21 protein-coding genes are annotated in these 19681 nt (G+C 59.2%); 8 read left to right on the forward strand and 13 right to left on the reverse strand.

All coding sequences use genetic code 11. From position 1 onward, the window contains the following. Nucleotides 1–6: 6 nt before the first annotated feature. The 6 genes from AS136_RS19845 to adhP form a co-directional block, all read right to left on the reverse strand. Nucleotides 7–993 carry a putative FMN-dependent luciferase-like monooxygenase gene (locus AS136_RS19845; RefSeq protein WP_063266915.1) on the reverse strand — a complete coding sequence of 329 codons (987 nt, stop codon included), beginning with the start codon at nucleotides 991–993 and terminating at the stop codon, nucleotides 7–9. Next, nucleotides 993–2609 carry a dipeptide ABC transporter ATP-binding protein gene (locus AS136_RS19850; RefSeq protein WP_063266916.1) on the reverse strand — a complete coding sequence of 539 codons (1617 nt, stop codon included), beginning with the start codon at nucleotides 2607–2609 and terminating at the stop codon, nucleotides 993–995. The genes AS136_RS19845 and AS136_RS19850 overlap by 1 nt, the downstream gene beginning before the upstream one ends. Further along, nucleotides 2606–3454: an ABC transporter permease gene (locus AS136_RS19855; protein WP_023297686.1), complete on the reverse strand. Its 849-nt coding sequence runs from the start codon at nucleotides 3452–3454 to the stop codon at nucleotides 2606–2608. Before AS136_RS19855 ends, AS136_RS19850 begins: the two co-directional genes overlap by 4 nt. Next, nucleotides 3451–4395 (reverse strand): ABC transporter permease, encoded by a 945-nt coding sequence (locus AS136_RS19860; RefSeq protein ID WP_063266917.1) that lies wholly within the window; start codon nucleotides 4393–4395, stop codon nucleotides 3451–3453. Before AS136_RS19860 ends, AS136_RS19855 begins: the two co-directional genes overlap by 4 nt. Before the next feature lie 10 nt (nucleotides 4396–4405). Beyond that, nucleotides 4406–6028: a TIGR04028 family ABC transporter substrate-binding protein gene (locus AS136_RS19865; RefSeq protein ID WP_063266918.1), complete on the reverse strand. Its 1623-nt coding sequence runs from the start codon at nucleotides 6026–6028 to the stop codon at nucleotides 4406–4408. A gap of 157 nt (nucleotides 6029–6185) precedes the next feature. Further along, nucleotides 6186–7196, reverse strand: a complete 1011-nt coding sequence (gene adhP / locus AS136_RS19870) for an alcohol dehydrogenase AdhP (RefSeq protein ID WP_002906221.1) — start codon at nucleotides 7194–7196, stop codon at nucleotides 6186–6188. Nucleotides 7197–7449: 253 nt separating this feature from the next. On the opposite strand from adhP, the gene AS136_RS19875 reads away from it, so the two are divergent. Together AS136_RS19875 and AS136_RS29390 are read left to right on the forward strand one after the other, a co-directional pair. Next, entirely contained in the window at nucleotides 7450–8049 is a 600-nt protein-coding gene (locus AS136_RS19875) for an inorganic diphosphatase (RefSeq protein ID WP_012541610.1), read from the forward strand. 167 nt (nucleotides 8050–8216) lie between these two features. Next, nucleotides 8217–9170: a helix-turn-helix domain-containing GNAT family N-acetyltransferase gene (locus AS136_RS29390; protein WP_023322689.1), complete on the forward strand. Its 954-nt coding sequence runs from the start codon at nucleotides 8217–8219 to the stop codon at nucleotides 9168–9170. 37 nt (nucleotides 9171–9207) lie between these two features. Here AS136_RS29390 and AS136_RS19885 read toward each other — a convergent pair whose 3' ends face one another. The 3 genes from AS136_RS19885 to AS136_RS19895 form a co-directional block, all read right to left on the reverse strand. Further along, nucleotides 9208–10923 (reverse strand): ABC-F family ATP-binding cassette domain-containing protein, encoded by a 1716-nt coding sequence (locus tag AS136_RS19885; RefSeq protein WP_063266919.1) that lies wholly within the window; start codon nucleotides 10921–10923, stop codon nucleotides 9208–9210. A 396-nt stretch (nucleotides 10924–11319) separates the two neighbouring features. After that, nucleotides 11320–12027 carry a hypothetical protein gene (locus AS136_RS19890; RefSeq protein WP_063266920.1) on the reverse strand — a complete coding sequence of 236 codons (708 nt, stop codon included), beginning with the start codon at nucleotides 12025–12027 and terminating at the stop codon, nucleotides 11320–11322. Nucleotides 12028–12210: 183 nt separating this feature from the next. Continuing rightward, on the reverse strand, nucleotides 12211–13908 hold the full coding sequence (locus AS136_RS19895; RefSeq protein ID WP_008804752.1) for an NAD-dependent malic enzyme: 1698 nt from the start codon (nucleotides 13906–13908) through the stop codon (nucleotides 12211–12213). Nucleotides 13909–13963: 55 nt separating this feature from the next. On the opposite strand from AS136_RS19895, the gene AS136_RS28805 reads away from it, so the two are divergent. Further along, the gene (locus AS136_RS28805; RefSeq protein ID WP_046619973.1) at nucleotides 13964–14092 is read left to right on the forward strand and encodes a hypothetical protein; all 129 of its coding nucleotides are present in this window, start codon (nucleotides 13964–13966) and stop codon (nucleotides 14090–14092) included. On the opposite strand, the gene sra is transcribed toward AS136_RS28805, so the two are convergent. Further along, the gene (sra, locus tag AS136_RS19900) at nucleotides 14089–14229 is read right to left on the reverse strand and encodes a stationary-phase-induced ribosome-associated protein (protein ID WP_012541615.1); all 141 of its coding nucleotides are present in this window, start codon (nucleotides 14227–14229) and stop codon (nucleotides 14089–14091) included. The two genes, AS136_RS28805 and sra, sit on opposite strands and share 4 nt — an antisense overlap. Before the next feature lie 177 nt (nucleotides 14230–14406). After that, nucleotides 14407–15258: a Vmh family MBL fold metallo-hydrolase gene (locus AS136_RS19905; RefSeq protein ID WP_012968122.1), complete on the reverse strand. Its 852-nt coding sequence runs from the start codon at nucleotides 15256–15258 to the stop codon at nucleotides 14407–14409. 114 nt (nucleotides 15259–15372) lie between these two features. Here AS136_RS19905 and AS136_RS19910 point away from each other — a divergent pair, with 114 nt between their 5' ends. Continuing rightward, nucleotides 15373–16266 carry a LysR family transcriptional regulator gene (locus AS136_RS19910; protein ID WP_008804754.1) on the forward strand — a complete coding sequence of 298 codons (894 nt, stop codon included), beginning with the start codon at nucleotides 15373–15375 and terminating at the stop codon, nucleotides 16264–16266. 67 nt (nucleotides 16267–16333) lie between these two features. Here the strand turns inward: AS136_RS19910 and AS136_RS19915 are convergent, their stop codons facing one another. Both AS136_RS19915 and AS136_RS19920 read right to left on the reverse strand, forming a co-directional pair. Continuing rightward, nucleotides 16334–16579, reverse strand: a complete 246-nt coding sequence (locus AS136_RS19915; protein WP_063266921.1) for a DUF2543 family protein — start codon at nucleotides 16577–16579, stop codon at nucleotides 16334–16336. A gap of 166 nt (nucleotides 16580–16745) precedes the next feature. Beyond that, nucleotides 16746–17660, reverse strand: coding sequence for an SDR family oxidoreductase (locus AS136_RS19920; RefSeq protein WP_008804756.1), 915 nt, complete (start codon nucleotides 17658–17660; stop codon nucleotides 16746–16748). A gap of 654 nt (nucleotides 17661–18314) precedes the next feature. Between AS136_RS19920 and AS136_RS19925 the strand changes: the two genes are divergently transcribed. The 4 genes from AS136_RS19925 to AS136_RS19940 all read left to right on the forward strand — a co-directional run bounded on the left by AS136_RS19925 (nucleotide 18315) and on the right by AS136_RS19940 (nucleotide 19649). Further along, a complete protein-coding gene (locus AS136_RS19925; protein WP_008804757.1) occupies nucleotides 18315–18500 on the forward strand; it encodes a con-10 family general stress protein in 186 nt (61 codons plus the stop codon). Between the two features lie 203 nt (nucleotides 18501–18703). Continuing rightward, nucleotides 18704–18919, forward strand: coding sequence for a hypothetical protein (locus AS136_RS19930; protein WP_008804758.1), 216 nt, complete (start codon nucleotides 18704–18706; stop codon nucleotides 18917–18919). A 23-nt stretch (nucleotides 18920–18942) separates the two neighbouring features. Beyond that, complete coding sequence (locus AS136_RS19935; RefSeq protein WP_012968125.1) at nucleotides 18943–19449, forward strand: ferritin-like domain-containing protein; 507 nt, start codon at nucleotides 18943–18945, stop codon at nucleotides 19447–19449. Between the two features lie 17 nt (nucleotides 19450–19466). Further along, nucleotides 19467–19649: a hypothetical protein gene (locus AS136_RS19940; protein WP_063266922.1), complete on the forward strand. Its 183-nt coding sequence runs from the start codon at nucleotides 19467–19469 to the stop codon at nucleotides 19647–19649. Nucleotides 19650–19681: the final 32 nt, after the last annotated feature.

Consider the following 19681-nt stretch of genomic DNA (forward strand, 5'->3'; position numbering starts at 1 on the left):
GACTCCTTATCTGATGTGGGGGGCAATATGCTGAGCGATCAGCTCAATGGAACGCAGCGTATCCCGGTGCGAAGGCTCCACCGAGTGCACCTGAAACGAAATATCGGTGGCGCGGGCCAGCACGCTGTCCTGCGCCAGGGAGGCAATAACATGCTCAGGATCGCCAACGTGGGCATCCAGTTGTTGCAGATAGTCGGTGACACTGTCACCTTCTATCGTATGACCCGCCGCCCGGTGCTGTGTCGCCTGCTTGCGCAGACCGGGCTCGGCGACCTGCAGGGCGTGGGCGTGACTGTCGGCGACGAAGGCGGTGCGCGAGGCGAGGATCCGCGGTGCAACGCCGTCCGGCAGCGCCTCCAGGTAGGCGTCGATGATCGGGTTCTGAATGGCGTCCAGCGGCAGACGTGGCTCACCGGGGGGCCTTGGCTGGGTGCGCGACAGCATCAGCCCGTGTCCCGTCTGACCGGCGCGGATGGCGCCCTCCGCCGAGAAGGTGGCGATCCAGATACGCTCCGCCAACTGCGGTGCGGGCGGATAGAGACGGTTGTCCGGGTGGCTCAGGGTATCGCCCCGCCAGGCGCTATGGATCAGGTGCAGATGGTCGGCAAACACCGACCCGCGCTGCTCGCTGGTCAGGCCGAAGGGCAGAAATGACGTTCGCGTGCCGCCGGAGCCAAACCCCACCTCCAGACGTCCGTCGGTGAGTAAATCCAGTACCGCCGCGTCTTCGGCGACGCGCAGCGGATTTTCCATCGGCAGAGTGATAATCGCCGTGCCGAGACGGATCCGGTCGGTCTGTGCCGCCACGTGGGCGAGAAACACCAGCGGCGATGGCAGGCCGCCTTCCTGTTCATGAAAATGGTGCTGGGCAATCCATGCGCTGTCGAAGCCCAAACGCTCCGCGTGGCGGATCTGTTCGGCCGCCAGCCGGTAGCGCGTTTGCGCGGAGCCCTGATCGAGCAGACGGGTAAAAAAGCCGAGGCGTTTAGGCATTATGCGTTCTCCGTGTGGGCCTGTGCTAAGCGGGGTGAAACCTGGGGAATGGCGGCGATCAGTTCGCGAGTGTAGGCCTGCTGCGGAGTGGCGAACAGGCGGTCAACGTCGCCATGCTCCACCACCTGGCCGGCGCGCAGTACCGTGACGCTATCGGCAATCCGCCTGACCGTCGCCAGATCGTGGGTAATGAACAGGTAGCTCAGACCCAACTGCTGCTGTAACTGCTGCAGCAGGGCGAGGATCTGCGCCTGAACGGTGACGTCGAGCGCCGAGGTCGCTTCGTCAAGGACCAGTATCGCCGGCTCGAGGATCAGCGCCCGGGCAATCGCCACCCGCTGCCGCTGGCCGCCGGAGAGCTCCCGCGGCGTACGCGACAGCAGCTCCGGGGCCAGCGCCACCCGCGCGGCGACGGTCTCCACGCGCTGGCGACGCGCCGACGCGCTGAGGCGCTCAAAGTTCTTTAATGGCTCTTCGATAATCGCAAACAGCGTCTGGCGCGGGTCGAGCGAGGCGAAGGGGTTCTGGTAGACAAACTGGATTTTCCGCCGCAGCTGACGCTGCGCCTCGCGGCTGAGATGCTCGGCGTCGATACCGTCGATGGTCACCTGTCCGGCATCGGCGCGCTCAAAGCCCAGCAGGATCCGCGCCAGGGTAGTTTTCCCGGAGCCGGATTCGCCCACCAGCGCATGGGTGGTGCCGCGTCTGACCTCAAAACTGACGCTGTCGAGCGCCTGCAGCGCCTGTTTGCCCAGCGAGAAACGTTTGCTGATCCCCTCCACGCGAATGGCCGGCGTGGCCAGCGGTCGGTGACGAGCCGCCGTCAGCCCCAACGGCGCATCCTGCAGGTCGTGGAGCAGCTGGCGGGTGTAAGGGTGTTGCGGACGCTGGACAATCGTCTCGGTGGCGCCCTGTTCCTGAATCTCTCCCTGACGAAACACCATGATCCGGTCGGCGCGTTCGGCGGCCAGCGCCAGATCGTGGGTGACAAACAGCACGGCGGTACCCGACTCGCGGCGCAGGATATCGAGCAGGTCGAGAATGCGCTTCTGCACCGTGACGTCGAGAGCGCTGGTGGGCTCGTCGGCAATAATCAGATCCGGCTGCAGGGCAATGGCGATGGCGATCAGCACCCGCTGTTTCATCCCGCCAGACAGCTGATGCGGATACTGGTCAAAACGCTGTTCCGGGTGGCTGAGACCGACTTTAGTGAGCAGGTTAAGGACCTGCTGTCGGCGCTCAGCGGCGGAGAGGGACTGATGCAGGCGCAGGATCTCTTCCACCTGCTGGCCAATGGTTTTTACCGGATTGAGCGAATTACCGGGATCCTGCGGGACCAGGCTGATGCTCACTCCGCGCAGGCGGTTAAGGCGTTTTGCCGACCAGTCGCTAATCACTTCGCCATTGAGGACAATCCGCCCGGCATCCCGGCGGGCATTATCCGCCAGCAGGCCGATAATGGCCTGCGCGGTGGTGGTTTTCCCCGAGCCGGATTCTCCGACGAAGGCCAGCATTTCGCCACGCTGGATGGAAAAACTCACGTTGTGCACCACCTCGCGCCATTCGCCCCGCGAGCGGTAGCTGATGCGCAGATCTTCAACGGACAGAACGTTCATGGGCGTACTCCACTCCACTGGCGGCTAAGACGATTGGCGGCAAGGACCACGGCGACCACGGCGAGGCCGGGGAAGGTGGTCAGCCACCAGGCGGTCGACAGGTAGTTGCGACCTTCGGCGATCAATAATCCCCACTCCGGGACCGGCGGCGGGGTGCCGTAGCCGAGGAAGCTGAGGGTGGCCAGGGCCAACATCGCCTGTCCGAACTGCAGCGTCGCGAAAGCAAGCACCGCAGTGAGCGAGTTGGGCAGAATATGGCGCCAGAAGACGGCGAAAAAGGTGCCGCCGCTGCCCCGGGCCGCCTCGACGTAATCGCTGTGGCGCACGCGCACGACCTCCGCCCGCGCCAGGCGTGCGAAGCTGGCGATAGCCGCCACGCCAACCGCCACCGCCGCATTCACCGTGCCGAAACCAAGCAGAATAATTACCGTGAGCTGCAGCAGCAGGGAGGGGATGGCCAGCAGGACATCGACCAGGCGCATGATCGTGGATTCAACACGTCCGGTCAGCGCCCCGGCGAGCGTACCAAGGGCGGTACCCACCACCAGGCCGATGGCGACGGCGATCAGCGCCGCCGACAGGGAATGTACCGCGCCGTAAACCACCCGCGTCCACAGGTCGCGCCCCAGCTGGTCGGTACCCAGCCAGTAGTGCGCTTGCGGCGCCAGGCGCTGAGCGCCGGGGATCCCTTCCAGCGGGTTAGCGGAGGTAAACCACTGCGGGGCGAGGGCCATTAACAGCGCAGTGATCATCACCGCCCACGCCAGCCACAGGCCAGGCTGCAGACGCACCCTGCGCCATTCCGGGCGGCGGCGAACCGCGATGGCATAATCGACCAGGCTCATTTCGCACCTCCGGTCTGTAAATGGATTCGGGGATCCAGTCGCGGCATGACCAGGTCGACAAGCAGGTTTATCAGGACGAAACCGAGGGCGGAGATCATCACCACTGCCTGCAGCACGGCGATATCCTGGTTATTGACCGCCTGCTGGGTCAGCTGGCCGAGGCCGCTGCGGCCGAAGACGGTCTCAGTGATCAGCGCCCCGGCAATCAGCTCACCCAGCAGCAGCCCGGCAATATTCAGCGCCGGCAGCAGGGCATTACCCATCACATGGTGCCAGAGGACGCCGGTCTCGCTCATTCCCTTGGCGCGGGCGACCGCGACGAAGGGCTGAACCGCCACCTGATCCATGCTGCGCATCAGGATCTGCGCCAGCGGGGCCGAAATGGGCAGCGCGACGGCGATAACCGGTAAAATCAGCCCTTCCAGTGGGCCGGGGTTGATCACCGGGATCCAGCGCAGCTGAAACGAGAAGAGCTGGATCAGGGCGATACCCAGCCAAAAAGTCGGCAGAGAGATAAACAGCACCGGCAGCGACTGCAGGAGGTTACTCAGCCAGCGCAGCCCCGGCAGACGCGAGGCGAAGGCGAGGGCGAACGCCAGCGCCACGGCCAGCAGGAAGGCCGGCAGCGCGAGGCTTAAGGTATCCGGCAGGTTGCTGGCAATCAGACTACTGACTGCCAGCCCTGCCTGCAGGGAATAGCCGAAGTCGCCGTGCAGCATCGCCAGCAGCATGTGCAGGTACTGGCGCCACAGCGGGCTATCGGCGCCGTAGGCCAGTCGCATGTCGGCGATTTGCGCCGGGCTCAGGCCAAGATCCGGATTCTGAAACTTGATCAGCACCGCATCTCCCGGCAGCACCTGCAGCAGGAAAAAAGTGAGGGTAAATGCCGCCCACAGGACCAGCAGCCCCTGGCCGAACCGTCGCAGAAGATAAGCGCTCATACCCGGCCTCTTAGTGCTTGTCCAGCCACGCGCCATAGAACGACGGACGACCGACGGCCTCGAAGCTGACGCCTTTGACCCACGGCGCGCCGGCGAATACCTGCGGCTCTTCGAAAATGGGGATCACATAGGCGTTATCGATCAGATAGCGCTGGGCGTCACCGGTTAACTGCAAGCGCTGCTGCGGCTCTATCGCCGCGGAGATGCCGGTCAGCAGGTCATTCAGCTTATCATCGCGGAAGTGCTGCACTTTATCGCTGGAGCCGCCTTTCTGCAGCAGCGCATCGCGGTTGTTGGGGAAGAACATACTTTTCACCACATCCGGGTCGGCGCGGCCCACTTCTGAGACGGTGAGCGGAGTTTTCTGCGGGTCAAGATTGTCCAGCGTACGGCTACCGGCATCCCCGGCTTTGACGGTCAACGCCACACCCACCTGGCGCCACTGCTGGGCGATCAGCTGCAGCACTTCCTTATTCTGCGGCTGCGGGAGCGACTCATAGACCGTCAGCGCCAGCCGTTGGCCGTCTTTACTGCGAATACCGTCGGCGTCGGGCTTCCAGCCGGCGTCGTCCAGCAACTGTCGGGCTTTGGCCTGGTCGAAGGTCAGTTTATCGCTCAGATTGACATAGCCGGCGGCGGAGCTGGCCAGTACGGAGGTCGCTTGCGGGTAGTTAGCGGAGAACAGCGTCTCCACCACCTGTTTGGCGTTGGTGGCATGGAGCAGGGCCTGGCGCACCCGCAGGTCGGCGACCAGTGGGTTATCCGGGCGGAAGCTCAGGCTGTCGTTGACCCCGCGGGTAGGGGCGGCGTAGATCTTAAATCCCTGATCGGTGGCCTGCTTTTCATCGTAGGCCTGCACCTGGCGAATAAAGCCCGCCTGGCCCGCCAGCAGCGCGCCGATGCGCACACTGTCTTCCGGGGTCACAATATAGGTGATCCCGTCGAGGTTAGCGGGCCCCTGCTGGGCACTGTTTTTCGGCCCCCACTGATAGTCCTTGCGCGCCACCAGCGTCAGCTCGCGGCCTGGCTTTTCATCCTGCACCACAAAGGGCCCGGAGCCGATAATATGCCGGGCATCGCCCAGCTCTTCAAAATTGCGCTGCAGGGTGCTGAGTGATACCAGACCGGAGCCGATGGTGGCGGTTCCCTGCAGGAAGCCCGGCGACGGTTTGTTGAAGTAAAATTTCACCGTCAGCGGGTCGATCACTTCGCTGCGCTGGTAGTTATTGATGACCTCTGAGACGGGCAGGCGATGGGCTTTATCTCCCAGACCATAGGTGTCGAAGTTTTTAGCCACGGCGGCGGCGTCAAGCGGCGTGCCGTCCGAGAAGGTGACCCCTTTGCGCAGGTGGAAAGTGTACTCGGTTTTATCGGCATTGCTGGTCCAGCTCTCGGCAATCCACGGCTCAATCTCCAGCGTTTTCGGGTTCTGCCAGGTGAGCTTGTCGGTTATCTGATTGAGAATACCGCCATTCGGATAAAAGCCGCCGGCGGGCGGATAGAGATTGGTGTGCGGTTGCTGCTCCAGATAAATTAAGGTGCCGCCTTTAACCGGCGTGTCGGCGGCCCAGACGGAAAAGGCGCCGGAGAGAAACAGGGCGGCCAGCGCGGGCAGGCGAAAATGACGATGCATGGTGAATTCCTTTGTTATCTATTGTGTTGCCATCATCGGGCGCGGCTAAAAACAAAGGAACCAAGGAATTGCGCTAAGCATTTGCGGAAATTGGATTTACTTCGCGAGTGGGAAGCGTGGGGCAAGCGCCTCTCCCGGGCGGGAGAGGCGTTGGTGATTAGCTGCGCAGATCGATAACCATACGGCCGCGGATCTGACCCTGCTCCATCTCTTTAAAGATGGCGTTGATATCTTCCAGCGGGCGCAGGGTGACTTTCGGCACCACTTTGCCTTCGGCGGCAAACTGGAAGGCTTCCACCAGATCCTGACGGGTACCGACCAGCGAACCGACCACCTCGATGCCGTCGAGCACCAGACGTGGAATATCGAGGCTCATCGCCTCCGGCGGCAGGCCCACCGCGACCACGCGGCCACCGGCACGAACGGCATCTACCGCCGAGTTAAAGGCCGCTTTGGCCACCGCGGTCACTACGGCAGCATGCGCGCCGCCGGTTTTTTCCTGAATCACTTTCGCCGCATCTTCATTACGGGAGTTGATGGTCAGATCGGCGCCCATTGAGGCCGCCAGCTCCAGCTGCCCGTCATTGACGTCAATAGCGATCACTTTGGCGTTAAAGACATTCTTCGCATACTGCAGCGCCAGGTTGCCCAGTCCGCCGAGACCGTAGATAGCGATCCACTGACCCGGTTTGATGTGAGAGACCTTGACCGCTTTGTAGGTAGTGACGCCCGCGCAGGTGATACTGCTGGCGGCGGCGGAGTCGAGGCCGTCCGGGACTTTTACCGCGTAGTTGGCGGTGACGATGCACTCTTCCGCCATGCCGCCGTCGACGGTATAGCCGGCGTTTTTCACCGAGCGGCACAGCGTCTCATTGCCGCTGTTACAGTAATCGCAGTGGCCGCAGCCTTCGAAGAACCACGCTACGCTGGCGCGATCGCCTGGCTTCAGGGAGGTGACGCCCGGTCCGACTTTTTGCACCACCCCGATCCCTTCATGGCCGAGAATGACGCCGGTTTTATCGCCAAAATCGCCGTTTTTCACGTGCAGGTCCGTATGACACACGCCGCAGCATTCCATTTTCAACAACGCTTCACCGTATTCCAGCGGGCGCAGCGTTTTTTCCGTGACGTTAACCTGATGGTCGTGGGTAACAACAGCAGCCTTCATGCCTGTCTCCTTGTGAGGGGATTGTTTAATTTTATTAATGCAATAGTACCCAATAAGGATTAGACGCGATGGAGAAAAATACAAGGCGCTTTAGTACAGGATGTGGTTTTTTGCTACAGCGGTAGCACAAAATTCAGGCAATGCCTCTAATTTTGGTAGGTAATAATAGCGTCACTGAATGGTCATGTTTTCTTCATCACCCAACTCTATCGTTTTGCGCATCAATTTCTTATAACAACAGAGTGATACAACAATGCATCTGGTAAAAACCATCCTCACTGCCGGTCTGTTTCTGTCCGCCGCCGCGCAGGCGCAGAACGTACTGGAATTCCCCCAGCCGGAAAACAACCCGGAAGAATTTTACGCCGTCACCGAGATCCCGGCAGGGGGCATTATTAAGTATGAAACCGACGCCAAAACGGGGTTTATCATCGCCGACCGCTTTCAGTCGATGCCGGTGGCTTACCCGGCGAACTACGGCTCGCTGACCCAGTCGCTGGCCGGAGATGGCGACCCGCTGGACGTGGTGTTTTACACTCGCGCGCCGATGGCGCCCGGCACACTGATTAAGCTGCGGCCGATCGGTGTCCTAAAGATGATAGACGGCGGTGAGAAAGACGACAAAATCATCGCCGTGCCGGCCAGTAAAATTGACCCAACCTATGACGACATCAAGACCATCACCGATCTGCCGAAAATCGAGCAGCAGCGGCTGGAGGCCTTCTTCCGGGTCTATAAAGAACTGCCGGAGGGGCGTAAAAAGGTTGAGCTGGCCGGTTTTAATGATGCCGCCGCTGCGAAGCAGGAGATCAAATCGGCCTGGGAAGCCTGGAAAGCGCAGAACCCGCAATAATATTCATCGCGGGCGCTGTCCGGCGCCCGCGGCATTCGCTTTCATGATCCCTATGCCGGCGAAATCACACGTCACACGGCAACGCTTATCTCACCATATTGCATCTTGACGCAGGATGAAGATGATGGTTGTATTGTACAACCATTTCATGTTTCGGACCCGCTGCCATGCCTGACACCCCCTTAATCCAACAGATTCGTACCGCCTCGCGGTTAATGGTACGCGAGCTGGGCTTTATGAGCACCACGCTGGCCGCCACCCATTATTCACCTTCGGCGGTGCACACCCTGCTTGAGGTATCGATGAGGGGGGAGATGACGGCCGCGCAGCTGGTCACGTTGCTGGGACTGGAAAAATCAAGCGTCAGCCGGATGGTCTCTCGTCTGCTGGCGGCCGGTGAGCTGGAGGAGCGTCCTTGCGCGGAGGATGCGCGCGCGAAATCACTCGCCCTGACGGCAAAGGGGCACGATACGGTGGCGAAAATTAACGCCTGGGGTACCCGTCAGGTGGTGGAGGCGTTAGACCATCTGGATGAGACGCAGCAGCACACTGTCGCCACTGGACTGGCGGCCTATGCCCGGGCGCTGGCGCAGTGTCGGGATAGCGCGCTCGCGGATACGGCTCCGCAAATTTCGCTGATGACCGGCTACCAGCCGGGGATGATCGGCCGGATTGCCCAGATGCACGGGGAGTATTACGCCCGTCATCATGACTTTGGCGCTTTTTTTGAAGGCAAGGTCGCCAGCGGCGTAGCGGAATTTGCCACCCGGCTTTCCTCCCCGGCCAACCAGATCTGGCTGGCGATCCGCGAAGGGAAAATCGTCGGCTCGCTGGCTATCGATGGCGAGGACCTCGGCCAGCAGGAGGCGCATCTGCGCTGGTTTATTCTCGACGACAGCTGCCGGGGAACCGGCATCGGCAGGCGTCTGCTCAGCGAGGCGATGACTTTCTGCGATAGTCGCCAGTTTAGCGCGGTACAGCTGTGGACCTTTAAAGGGCTGGACGCGGCCCGCAAACTGTATGAATCCTTTGGCTTCACGTTAACCCGCGAATGGCAGGGGGAGCAGTGGGGAAAGGTAATGACCGAGCAGCAATTTACCCGGTCCGGAAACACCGGCTAAGGGCGTGACGCCTTAGCCGGTGGGGGGAACATGGAGATTACGCCAGCTGGTTAAGCAGGCGGTTAATCTCCTCTCGCCACTGCGCCTGAAGTGATGGCTTTTGATGTTTTGGCTTGCGGGCCATATCGTCAGCCAGCCATTGCTCCAGGTCAATCAGCCGCGCCAGCAGCGCCTCCTCATCATTGTCAGCCCCGGCGGGCGTACTCTGCAAAGCGAGCCGACTGTCCGGGGCGGGCGCCACGGCCTGCAGACGGGCATAGACCTCCTCCAGGCTGTGCCATTCCGTTAACCCGGCGTTGTCGATCAGCCAGAAGCGGTTACAGCTTTCGCTAATCAGCTGGCGGTCATGACTGACCAGCAGCACGCCGCCGGGGTAATCGCGCAGCGTCTGCGCCAGCGCCGCTTTACCCTCCATATCAAGATGGTTGGTGGGTTCATCCAGCAGCAGCAGACTGTAGCGCGCCAGCGAGAGGCCAACAAACAGTAGCCGCGACCGCTCGCCGCCGCTGAGGGTGCTGACTTTCTGGCTATGTCTCGCCCAGCCAAACCCGGCGGCGATCAGCGCCCGTTTACGGGTGTCGGCCGACGGGGCGAACGGCGTCAGCGCGTCGAGCAGGCTGGCATCGTCCGGTAACTGCTCCAGCGTCTGGTCATAGTAGCCGGGGTGCAGCCGGGGATGCAGGCGCAGCCCCGGGAGGGGCGATGCGTCGTTCATCTGCTGCCACAGCAGGCGCAGCAGGGACGATTTACCGCCGCCATTGCGGCCCATGATGGCCACGCGATCGCCGCTGCGCAGGCGCGCCACGCCGGTGGTGAAGAGGGATGGCAGGCCCGGCGCGGGCGCGACGGGCAGGGTGTCCATCTCCAGCAGGCGGTCAGCCGGCAGGGCGTCCCCCTGCAATGACAGACGCCACGGCGGGCCGACGCTGAGTTCGGTTTGCTCGTCTTTCAGGCGGGCGACCTGCTTCTCCATCTGTTTGGCTTTACGGGCGAGGTCTTCGTTGTCATAGACCCGACCCCAGGTGGCCAGGCGCCGGGCGCTGGCGCTGACCCGGTCGATCTCCTTTTGCTCGGCCTTATGACGCAGCGCGGCGCTTTCATCCTGCTCCTGCAATGCCTGACGGGCAGCGCTGCAGGGCAAGGCGAAGCTGTGCAGCGTCTGGTCGCGGAGGATCCAACTGGCATTAGTTACAGCATCCAGTAAGGCGTTGTCGTGTGACACCAGCACGAAGCTCCCCTGCCAGGTTTGCAGGAAGCTTTCCAGCCACAGCAGAGTCGGCAGATCGAGATGGTTGCCGGGCTCATCCAACAGCAGCAGGTCAGGCTGGCGGATCAGCGCCCGGGCCAACAGCAGGCGCGTGTGCTGGCCGCCGCTCAGGGTAGTGGTTTGCTGCTCCATCACCGCCGGGGTAAAGCCCATCTGCGCCAGCAGGCGTTCGGCCAGCCAGCGCTGCGCTTCCCGTATATCGGCGGGTAACGGGGCCAGCACGGCCTGCAACAGCGACTGCGAACGCAGCGCCTCCGGCAGATGCTGTTCAACGCGGGCCATCAGACACTGACCGGCGAGTGAGACGCTGCCCGAGGTGGGCGCGAGGGTGCCGTCCAGCACCTGCAACAGGGTGCTTTTGCCGCAACCGTTATGGCCGATGAGACCGATACGGTCGCCTTTCTTCAGGGTGAAGGAGAGGGTGTTAAACAGCGGCCCAAAGGCAGTCTCCACGTGGAGCGCATGGGCAGTTAGTAATGTACTCATAGTCAACTTACTCAAGAGTTACAGGCATACAAATGCCTCGTCAAAACTCGCTGACGATAACCCGGTAAGCCGGAGAGAAGGGATTGCGTGAAGTGTCTTCGCTCAAGCCATAGTTATCGCAGCACGATACCGATAACGCTTGAGCTGGCGCAATTGCCTAATGCATGTGAAACAATAAACATTTCACAATACAGCATGGGGGGCCTCCTTTTTTATTCAGTCAGTGGGTGGGTGCTGGCAGTGTAGTGGGGAAAGGCTAGCGACGCCAGTGACAAAACTGGCAGGGGGCCCCGCCAGCTTTCACCTGCGCCGTCTTTGTCTACGATGCCGGGTTGGCGCAGAGGGCTTATGTGTTTGCCAGAACATGGTTGCAGAACCATTTTTTTGCTGGCTCATTTACGGTGCCTCCACAGGGACGGTGGCGATCGGGCGGGCAATCATGATTGCCGTTTCACTGAGCGCATTCAGATCGCTTACCTGAGTACACTGGCGGGCCATGACCTGCGGATCGGCGTCCGGAAACCAGCCCTCATTGAATGACAGGGTGTAAAACTGGGTATGCCGCTTGACTTCACAGCGCCAGGCGCGGCCAAGATTGTTTCTGTCGATAAGCCAGCGGGGATCTTTCGCTTCAACAAAAATTTCATATTTAGAGGGTTGAGTGACATGTCGATCTGAATTCGTTTGGCTCCAGAAAATGGCAGTGTAATAAACGTTATGTTTACCGTACTGAATACTGGCATCCCGACCCGGGGTGACCTCCGGGTGGATGAAAATAACTATCCCGGCGGCAATCAGTACCATCAGCGGTAATATAGGATGCTGTATCGGCCGCCAGGGGATTTTACGTACCGCCAACAGCCAGACCAGGGTAATAATAAACACGTAGAGCAGGGCGAAGAAAAATTTACTCGGTTCATAGATAACGACATCCACCAGATCGCCGGTGGCGGGCTGATACTGTTCCGCCCGCGGGGTGAGCATCCACATATCACCGCTGAAGAGGCACATTCCGGTGATGATGGCGATACCGCCGATAAGAAACAAGACAATACGGATCAGAATCGCATTCGCTTTATTCGCGCCAGGGGTTAATTTTAGCATTTCACATTCCGTTGTGAGGGGGTGAGAAACAACTATTTTGCACAGCGGAGGGCGCGCGGCAAATGCTATCCGTTTTATATTTTTACGATGAATGAATATGGGCGAAAAAGGCGTTTCTATGGTGGGAGATATTATTCTGGCGTTATTAAAAACCGGGCCGATATATCGGCCCGGTGAGCGTGATTAAATCGAGGTGCGGCGATAATTGCGATATTCCGGCAGCCAGAAATTATCGCTAATGGCCTGCAGCAGCGCTTCAGCGGAGGTTTTCACCGCCACGCCTTGCTCCTGCGCCACCTTGCCGACCGCGAAGGCAATTGCCCGTGAGACGGTCTGGATATCCTTCAGCTCCGGCAGCACCGGACCTTCGCCGTTGTTCACCAGCGGCGAGTGTTTCGCCAGGGTTTCACTGGCGGCCATCAGCATCTCGTCGGTGACCCGCGACGCGCCGGAAGCAATCACGCCCAGACCAATCCCCGGGAAGATATAGGAGTTATTGCATTGCGCGATGGCGTACTGCTTGCCTTTCAGGGTGACCGGGGCAAACGGGCTGCCAGTGGCGACCAGCGCCTCGCCGTCGGTCCAGCTCAGGATATTCTGCGGCGTCGCTTCCACCCGTGAGGTCGGGTTAGAGAGCGGCATCACGATTGGCCGCGGGCAGTGCTTGTGCATCTCGCGGATAATCTCTTCTGTGAACAGCCCCGGCTGACCCGAGACGCCGATCAGAATGTTCGGCTTCACGTTACGCACTACGTCCAGCAGGGATAGCACATCGTTAGTGGTATCCCAGCCCTGCAGATGCTCACGCTTCTGCACCAGCTTGTTCTGGAACGGCAACAGATTAGGCATACCGTCGGTTAACAGGCCGAAGCGGTCAACCATGAACACGCGCTGGCGGGCCTCTTCTTCGCTAACGCCTTCGCGGACGATCTGGGCGATAATCTGCTCGGCGATGCCGCAGCCGGCGGAACCCGCGCCGAGGAAGACGATTTTCTGCTCGCTGAGCTGGCTACCGGCGCCGCGGCTGGCGGCGATCAGCGTCCCGACGGTGACCGCCGCGGTGCCCTGAATATCGTCATTAAACGAGCAGATTTCATTGCGATAGCGGTTGAGCAGCGGCATGGCGTTCTTCTGCGCAAAGTCTTCAAACTGCAGCAGGACGTCCGGCCAGCGGGCCTTAATCGCCTGGATCACGTCGTCAACGAACTGATAATACTCGTCGTCGGTAATGCGCGGATGGCGCCAGCCCATATACAGCGGATCGTCCAGCAGCTGCTGGTTGTTTGTTCCGACGTCCAGCACGATGGGCAGGGTATAAGCCGGGCTGATGCCGCCGCAGGTGGTGTACAGCGACAGCTTGCCGATCGGGATCCCCATCCCGCCGATCCCCTGGTCGCCGAGGCCGAGAATACGCTCGCCATCGGTGACCACAATCACTTTCACGTTATGGTTCGGGACGTTCTGCAGGATGTCGTCAAGGTTATGGCGATTCTGGTAAGAGATGAAGACGCCGCGGGCGCGACGGTAAATCTCGGAGAAACGTTCGCAGGCGGCGCCCACCGTCGGGGTATAGATAACCGGCATCATCTCTTCGAGATGGTTGCCGATCAGGCGATAAAACAGGGTTTCGTTGGTGTCCTGGATGTTACGCAGGTAGATGTGTTTGTCGATTTCAGTTTTGAATCCCTGATACTGGATCCAGGCGCGCTCCGCTTGCTCTTCGATGGTTTCAACCACTTCCGGCAGCAGACCAAGAAGGTTGAAATTGCTGCGCTCTTCCAGACTGAAGGCGCTGCCCTTGTTGAGCAGGGGGAATTCAAGCAGAACGGGACCCGCGTAAGGGATGTACAGGGAACGGTTTTTCTTATGAGTAAATTGCATCGCACTAACTCCTTGATCATGACCACAGTCCCGGCGCGGCGATAAGCGAGGGCGGGTGGAAAGCAGCGGGCAGAGTATAGAGCAGATGGTCGTCAAGCGGGTAAACAAGCAATCAATTGCCATAAAAAAACACCATCCTGGCAACAGGACGGTGTTGTTTATCATCACTCAGACTGAAAATTAACCACCGCGGCGTTTGCGGCCGGTAGCATGGATGTGGTTGAGGGTGGTTTCTTCATCGCCTTCCAGCACCACTTTTTTCTGCTGGGAAAGCTTATAGTTCAGACCGAGAAGATGACGTGCCTGATGGTTCGATTTCATTCTGACTCCTTTATCCTGTTCTGGTTTCAAGGGCAAACCCGGTGGTGACCGGATGAAATGTAACCCAAAGTCGGCCGCACGTTTTTTGTGCGACCTCAGCTAGGGTGGTCCATTTTCAGGGCAATAGCAACCTTCGCGCGCCAGATTAAGAACAGTCTCCCTCACGCACAGCCGGGATCACCACTTCATCTCGCCGGTATTAACTTTGGCGCTCAACTCCAGCGAGCTGGTCTCCGCCAGGCCCGGCCACTGCGTCTCCATGGCCTTGATCACCCCGGCCGAATCCTGATGCGTCTTCAGCGCCTGCTCAAACTGCTGGAGATACGTTTTTGTGAAGCGCACCGCGCTGTCTCCCTCCGGCGGGGTGCCGAGGTAATGACCAGGGATCACCCGCTGCGGGTGCAGGGCGATCATCTGGTCCAGCGTGTGGCGCCATTGCTGGCGACTGGCCGGCGTCTGGGTGTCGGCGGTCCAGAGATGCATGCCCCACGCCACGCCTGTGCCGCCGAGGATCGTTTTGTTCGCCCGGATCCAGACGAACGCCGCGTAGTCATGCGGCTGCATGATCGTTACTTTCTCGCCGTCGATGGTAAAGCTGTTGGCCTTCAGCGCCTGCGGAACGTACACCTGTGTCGGCGCGCCATCTTTCATTTGCGGGCCCCAGTACGCCAGTTTGGCCGCTTTGGTGGCTTCAATATGTTTGACGACCTCCGGCGTGGCGACCACTTCCGCCTGCGGGAAGGCTTTCATCAGCGGTTCAAGACCAAAATAGAAATCCGGATCGCCAGAGGTGATCACAATCCGCGTGAGCGGCTTGCCGTTTTTCTTGATCATGTCTACCAGCTTTTCGCCGTCTTTGACGCTGAACTGCGCGTCAAACAGCACTGCTTCGTGCGGGCCGGAAACGAGAGTGGAGTTAACGGCAAAGATGCCCTTTTCCTGCGGATTGTAGGTTTGCAGCGTCAGAGGCGCCGCGAAGATCGAACCGCTGAACAGGGCGGTGGCAACAGCAAGAGCAGATAATTTCATGATGTGTTCTCAGTAACAGGTGAATGCGTTCCATTGTACGGATTTCGCTATTTGATAGAATTCCTGAAATAAGAGATGCTGAGTTTCATAAATCGTGCAGATGAAGGGGGCATGATGGACAGGGTGATTGCTGCTCAGGTATACCTGCGCATCTGCGAGCTGGGAAGTCTCAGCGCCGCGGCGCGGGCGCTGGGGATGTCGCGTCCGATGGTCAGTCGCTATCTGGAGCAGATGGAGAACTGGGCTGGCGCCCGGCTGATCCATCGTTCCACCCGCCGGCTGACCCTGACGCCGGCGGGGGAAAAAGTGTTGCTTAAGACCCGCGGGTTGACGCGGATCGCCGATGAAATCGCCGGCGAGCGCCAGCGGGCCGACCCCAGCGGCACACTGCGCGTCGCCTGCGCGCACTTCACGGCAATGCAGCTGATCTCTCCGCTGCTGCCGGACTTCCTCGCTCGCTATCCGCAGTTGCGCCTGGAGCTGGATATCAATAACCATCCGGTCAGCCTGATCGGCGAGCGCATCGACGTGGCCATTCGCATTACCGACAACCCCGAGCCCGGGGCGATCGCTCGCCGCCTCGGGCTGTGTCGTTCGCTCCTCTGTGCCGCACCGCGCTGGCTCCAGCAGCATGGCCCGCTGGCGACGCTTGACGATCTGCAACAGCATAACTGTCTGTTATACAGCCACTTTGCCGGCCAGCGCTGGCAGTTCAGCGATGCGCAGGGGCAGGAGGCGTCGGTGGCGGTGAGCGGCAATCTGAGCGCGGGGATCTCTTCTCTGCTGCTGGAGGCGGCGGTCGCCGGGTGCGGCATTGCGATGCTCCCCGAACTGGAGGCGCGGAGCGCGTTGGCCAGCGGGGCGCTGGAGGTGGTGCTCCCTGACTGGACGCCGAAGGCGCTGAGCGTCTATGGCATCTATCTTTCCCGCGACTATCAGCCCGATGGGCTACCGCTGTTTCTGGATGCGCTGCAGCGACGTCTGGGGGAGATTGCCGCCGTGGCCTGAACATGAGTGTTGCATTCAGCGGCAACACCGGCGGGCGGTGGCCCTGCCGGTGAGCTGACGATGAGACTTACTCGTTGCCCCATTGATTAAGGAAGTTGGCGATATCGTCAATTCGGCGTTCATCAATGGCCGCTTCGCGGGCCATCTCCTGCTGCGCCTCTTCATCGATCTCTTCGTTATTCATCAGCCGCTCAATCAGCAGTTGAAAATAGCGCGCCAGCGCATCGCGTTCCGTCTCTTTAACCAGGGAGGCCGCTTCGGTCTCGTACTCGTCCACGATGTCATAAAATTTCAGGGGGATCTCATTACTCATCAGTTGTCCTCAGGGTCAGCGCACAGCGGCGGGCGGATATCATAGCATGCAGCCGGCTAAACACGCTGCGGGAGAGGAAAAATCGCCACGCAGGGCTGCGCGGCGATCGTGTTGGGGGAGGGACCGGCATAACGCCGGCCCGCTTATCGGCCCGGAGGCGACGGATTTAGACCACGCCGTCCCCGCCGTCAGAACACCACACCTGACCGGAGGTATAGGAGCAGGCGTCTGATGCCAGGGTGACGTACAGCGGGGCGATCTCGACCGGCTGCCCCGGGCGGCCCATCGGTGTGTCTTTGCCGAACTGTTTCACTTTCTCGTCCGGCTGGCCGCCGCTGGATTGCAGCACCGTCCAGTATGGGCCTGGCGCCACGGCGTTGACGCGAATGCCTCGTTTCGCCACCTGCTTGGCCAGCGATTTGGTAAAGATCGCCAGACAGGCTTTGGTCTGGGCATAATCGAGCAGGATTGGGCTGGGTTTATAGGCCTGCACCGAGGTGGTATTGATGATTGCGCTCCCGGCCTGGAGATGGGGCAGCGCCGCGCGAGTGATCCAGAACGGCGCGTAGACATTAGTTTTAAAGGTGGCGTCAAAGTCTTCGGTGGTGAGCTCCTCGAGCGTCTCGCAGTATTGCTGACGTCCGGCGTTATTGACCAGGATGCTCAGGCCTCCCAATTGTTCCACCGCGTCGGCCACCAGCGACTGACAGAAGGACTCGGAGCGAATATCCCCCGGCAGGGCCACTGCCGTGCGACCTTCGGCTTTGATCAGCGCGATGACTTCATCGGCATCCTCTTGCTCCTCCGGCAGATAGCTTATGGCGACATCAGCCCCTTCGCGGGCAAAGGCGATCGCCACCGCGCGGCCAATGCCGGAGTCGCCGCCGGTAATTAACGCTTTCTTACCCGCCAGCCGCCCGGTGCCGGTGTAGCTGGTTTCTCCGTGGTCCGGTGACGGCTCCATCTCCGCATCCAGACCCGGCGGGGTTTGTTCTTGCTCCGGGAACTCCGGACGGGGAGCCGTCTCTTCTGGCAACATGGAGGTGGGTAATTTTTTCATTGGCGGTTTTTCATCTTGCATAGTCATCTCCTTCAGACAGAACGGGCCAGACCTAAGGATAGGCCAGCTTCACCCCAGGCCAGGCAGCGCCAGAGGATCATCTATCTTGTTTAACAGGCAAAATAGGGGCTTTATTTGACTTTAACCGGCTGATCCTTGGCGAATTTCGTTGTATGTCGCTGCGTTATTATTGGTGGTGTTAAATTAGGATTATTCCATCCTTAATTTGCGGTGCGGGGCTATTTTACCGGGCGGGCTGAATGACGGTATGCTTTTTTAAAGGCGAAGGGGTGTGCATTGTGAAAAAAATAGTTTTTTGCACCTATGGATGGTTGATGAACTACTTCATTGTGAGTATTTTTATGACGGTGGTGTCTGGCTGAAGAAAAAAATAAATAACATCTATCATTTTCATTTTTTTACAAAAGCGTCGAGGGGAAAAGTTTCACGATAGAAAATGGTGATAACCTAAGGCGAATAAGTGAGTTACAATGTATTTATTTTTACTGCCGCTTCGTTATTTATTTTTTATTTGCCATTTTGCGTGGATAAAAGCCTGGCGTTAATTTGACTCCTGCGAGCATTCCTCTAGTGTTAGATATCGAGGGCGATGATTTGTAACAGGGTCATTTTCCATTTACCAACCGAGATCGAGTAAACCTAAAAGGTGAAATTATGGCAGAGCATAGAGGCGGTTCAGGTAACTTTGCAGAAGATCGTGAAAAAGCATCCGAAGCCGGGCGTAAAGGCGGACAGCACAGCGGCGGGAACTTTAAAAATGATCCTGAACGTGCATCCGAAGCCGGTAAAAAGGGTGGTAAGAACAGTCATGGCGGTGGTCGTAAAGCCGGTGACAGTTAATGACTGAAGCCTGAGGCGCTTTAAAAAGGGCGCCGAAAAAAAAACCTGTGGGCCTGCCGGTCCGCAGGTTTCTGTTTATATGGGCTGATAATAATAAATCTGGTCGAATACTCGTATTTATTTATCGGCAATACGCGAAGAGTAAATAAATCGGCAACATGCTGGTTAACGGTTAAGTATTTATAAGATAGCAGGTAATAAAAATGAAACTGACACCGGCATTGATTAAACGTTGCCATCTTGTGGCCGCCGTGATGTGGGTCATTCTGGCAATACCCTCGTTAATCTGGTGGAAAAACAGCGTCCTGTGGGTCATTCTCATTAGCATCTATGCGAATATCGTTGGGCATTTATCCGGATATAGCGCAGCGCGAGCGGATCAGGCGGCGGAAGAGAATGAAGATCCCACATCCAAATAAAGGATTGGTTATCAGAGGTATTTATGACGGATATTGAAAATTACCATAACTGGCTGCGCGATGCACATGCGATGGAAAAACAGGCCGAAGTGATATTAATCGCCGCAATCAGAAGGAGTGAGAACTATCCGCCACTGCGCACGCGTCTTGAACAACATCTCTATGAAACCCGCCGGCAATTATCGTCTCTGCAGGATATCATTGCCCGTAATCATATTTCCCGCTCCGCGCTGCAGGATGCGATGAGCCGGGTCGCCGCATTGGGCCAGTCCATTGGGATGATGCTGCCCGGCGATGAGGTTATTAAAGTCATTATCACGGCCTATGTTTTTGCGCAATTCGAGGTCGCCTGCTATACCGCCTTATTGACGGCGGCGAAACGGGTGGGCGACCACCATGCCATCCACGCCCTGGAGGCGATGCTGGCGGAGGAGCGAGGCATGGCTGACTGGCTGCTTCATCATCAGCCGACGATCGTCGGGCAATTTCTGCATCGTGCCGATCTGCCTGGCGTTGAGGCCGGAAAATAAGCCGCCGGAGAAAAACTATGGTTAAACGCCACACGATCGCGCTCCATGCTGTCGAGGAACAGGTTCCTCTGAAATTAACCGCCAGACAGCAGGCTCTGGTGGACGCGGTGGCGAATCGGGCGCCTTCAGCGGAACACGCTACCGTATCGCCTGTCGCCAAACCCCGGCCGACGGCGAGGGGCGGACGTAAAACGCGCTGAATCTGCTGGCGAGTGACGGGCCACCCGTCAGG

The organism is Klebsiella sp. D5A (genome assembly GCF_001620885.1).
GTDB classification, from domain to species: Bacteria; Pseudomonadota; Gammaproteobacteria; order Enterobacterales; family Enterobacteriaceae; genus Klebsiella; species Klebsiella variicola.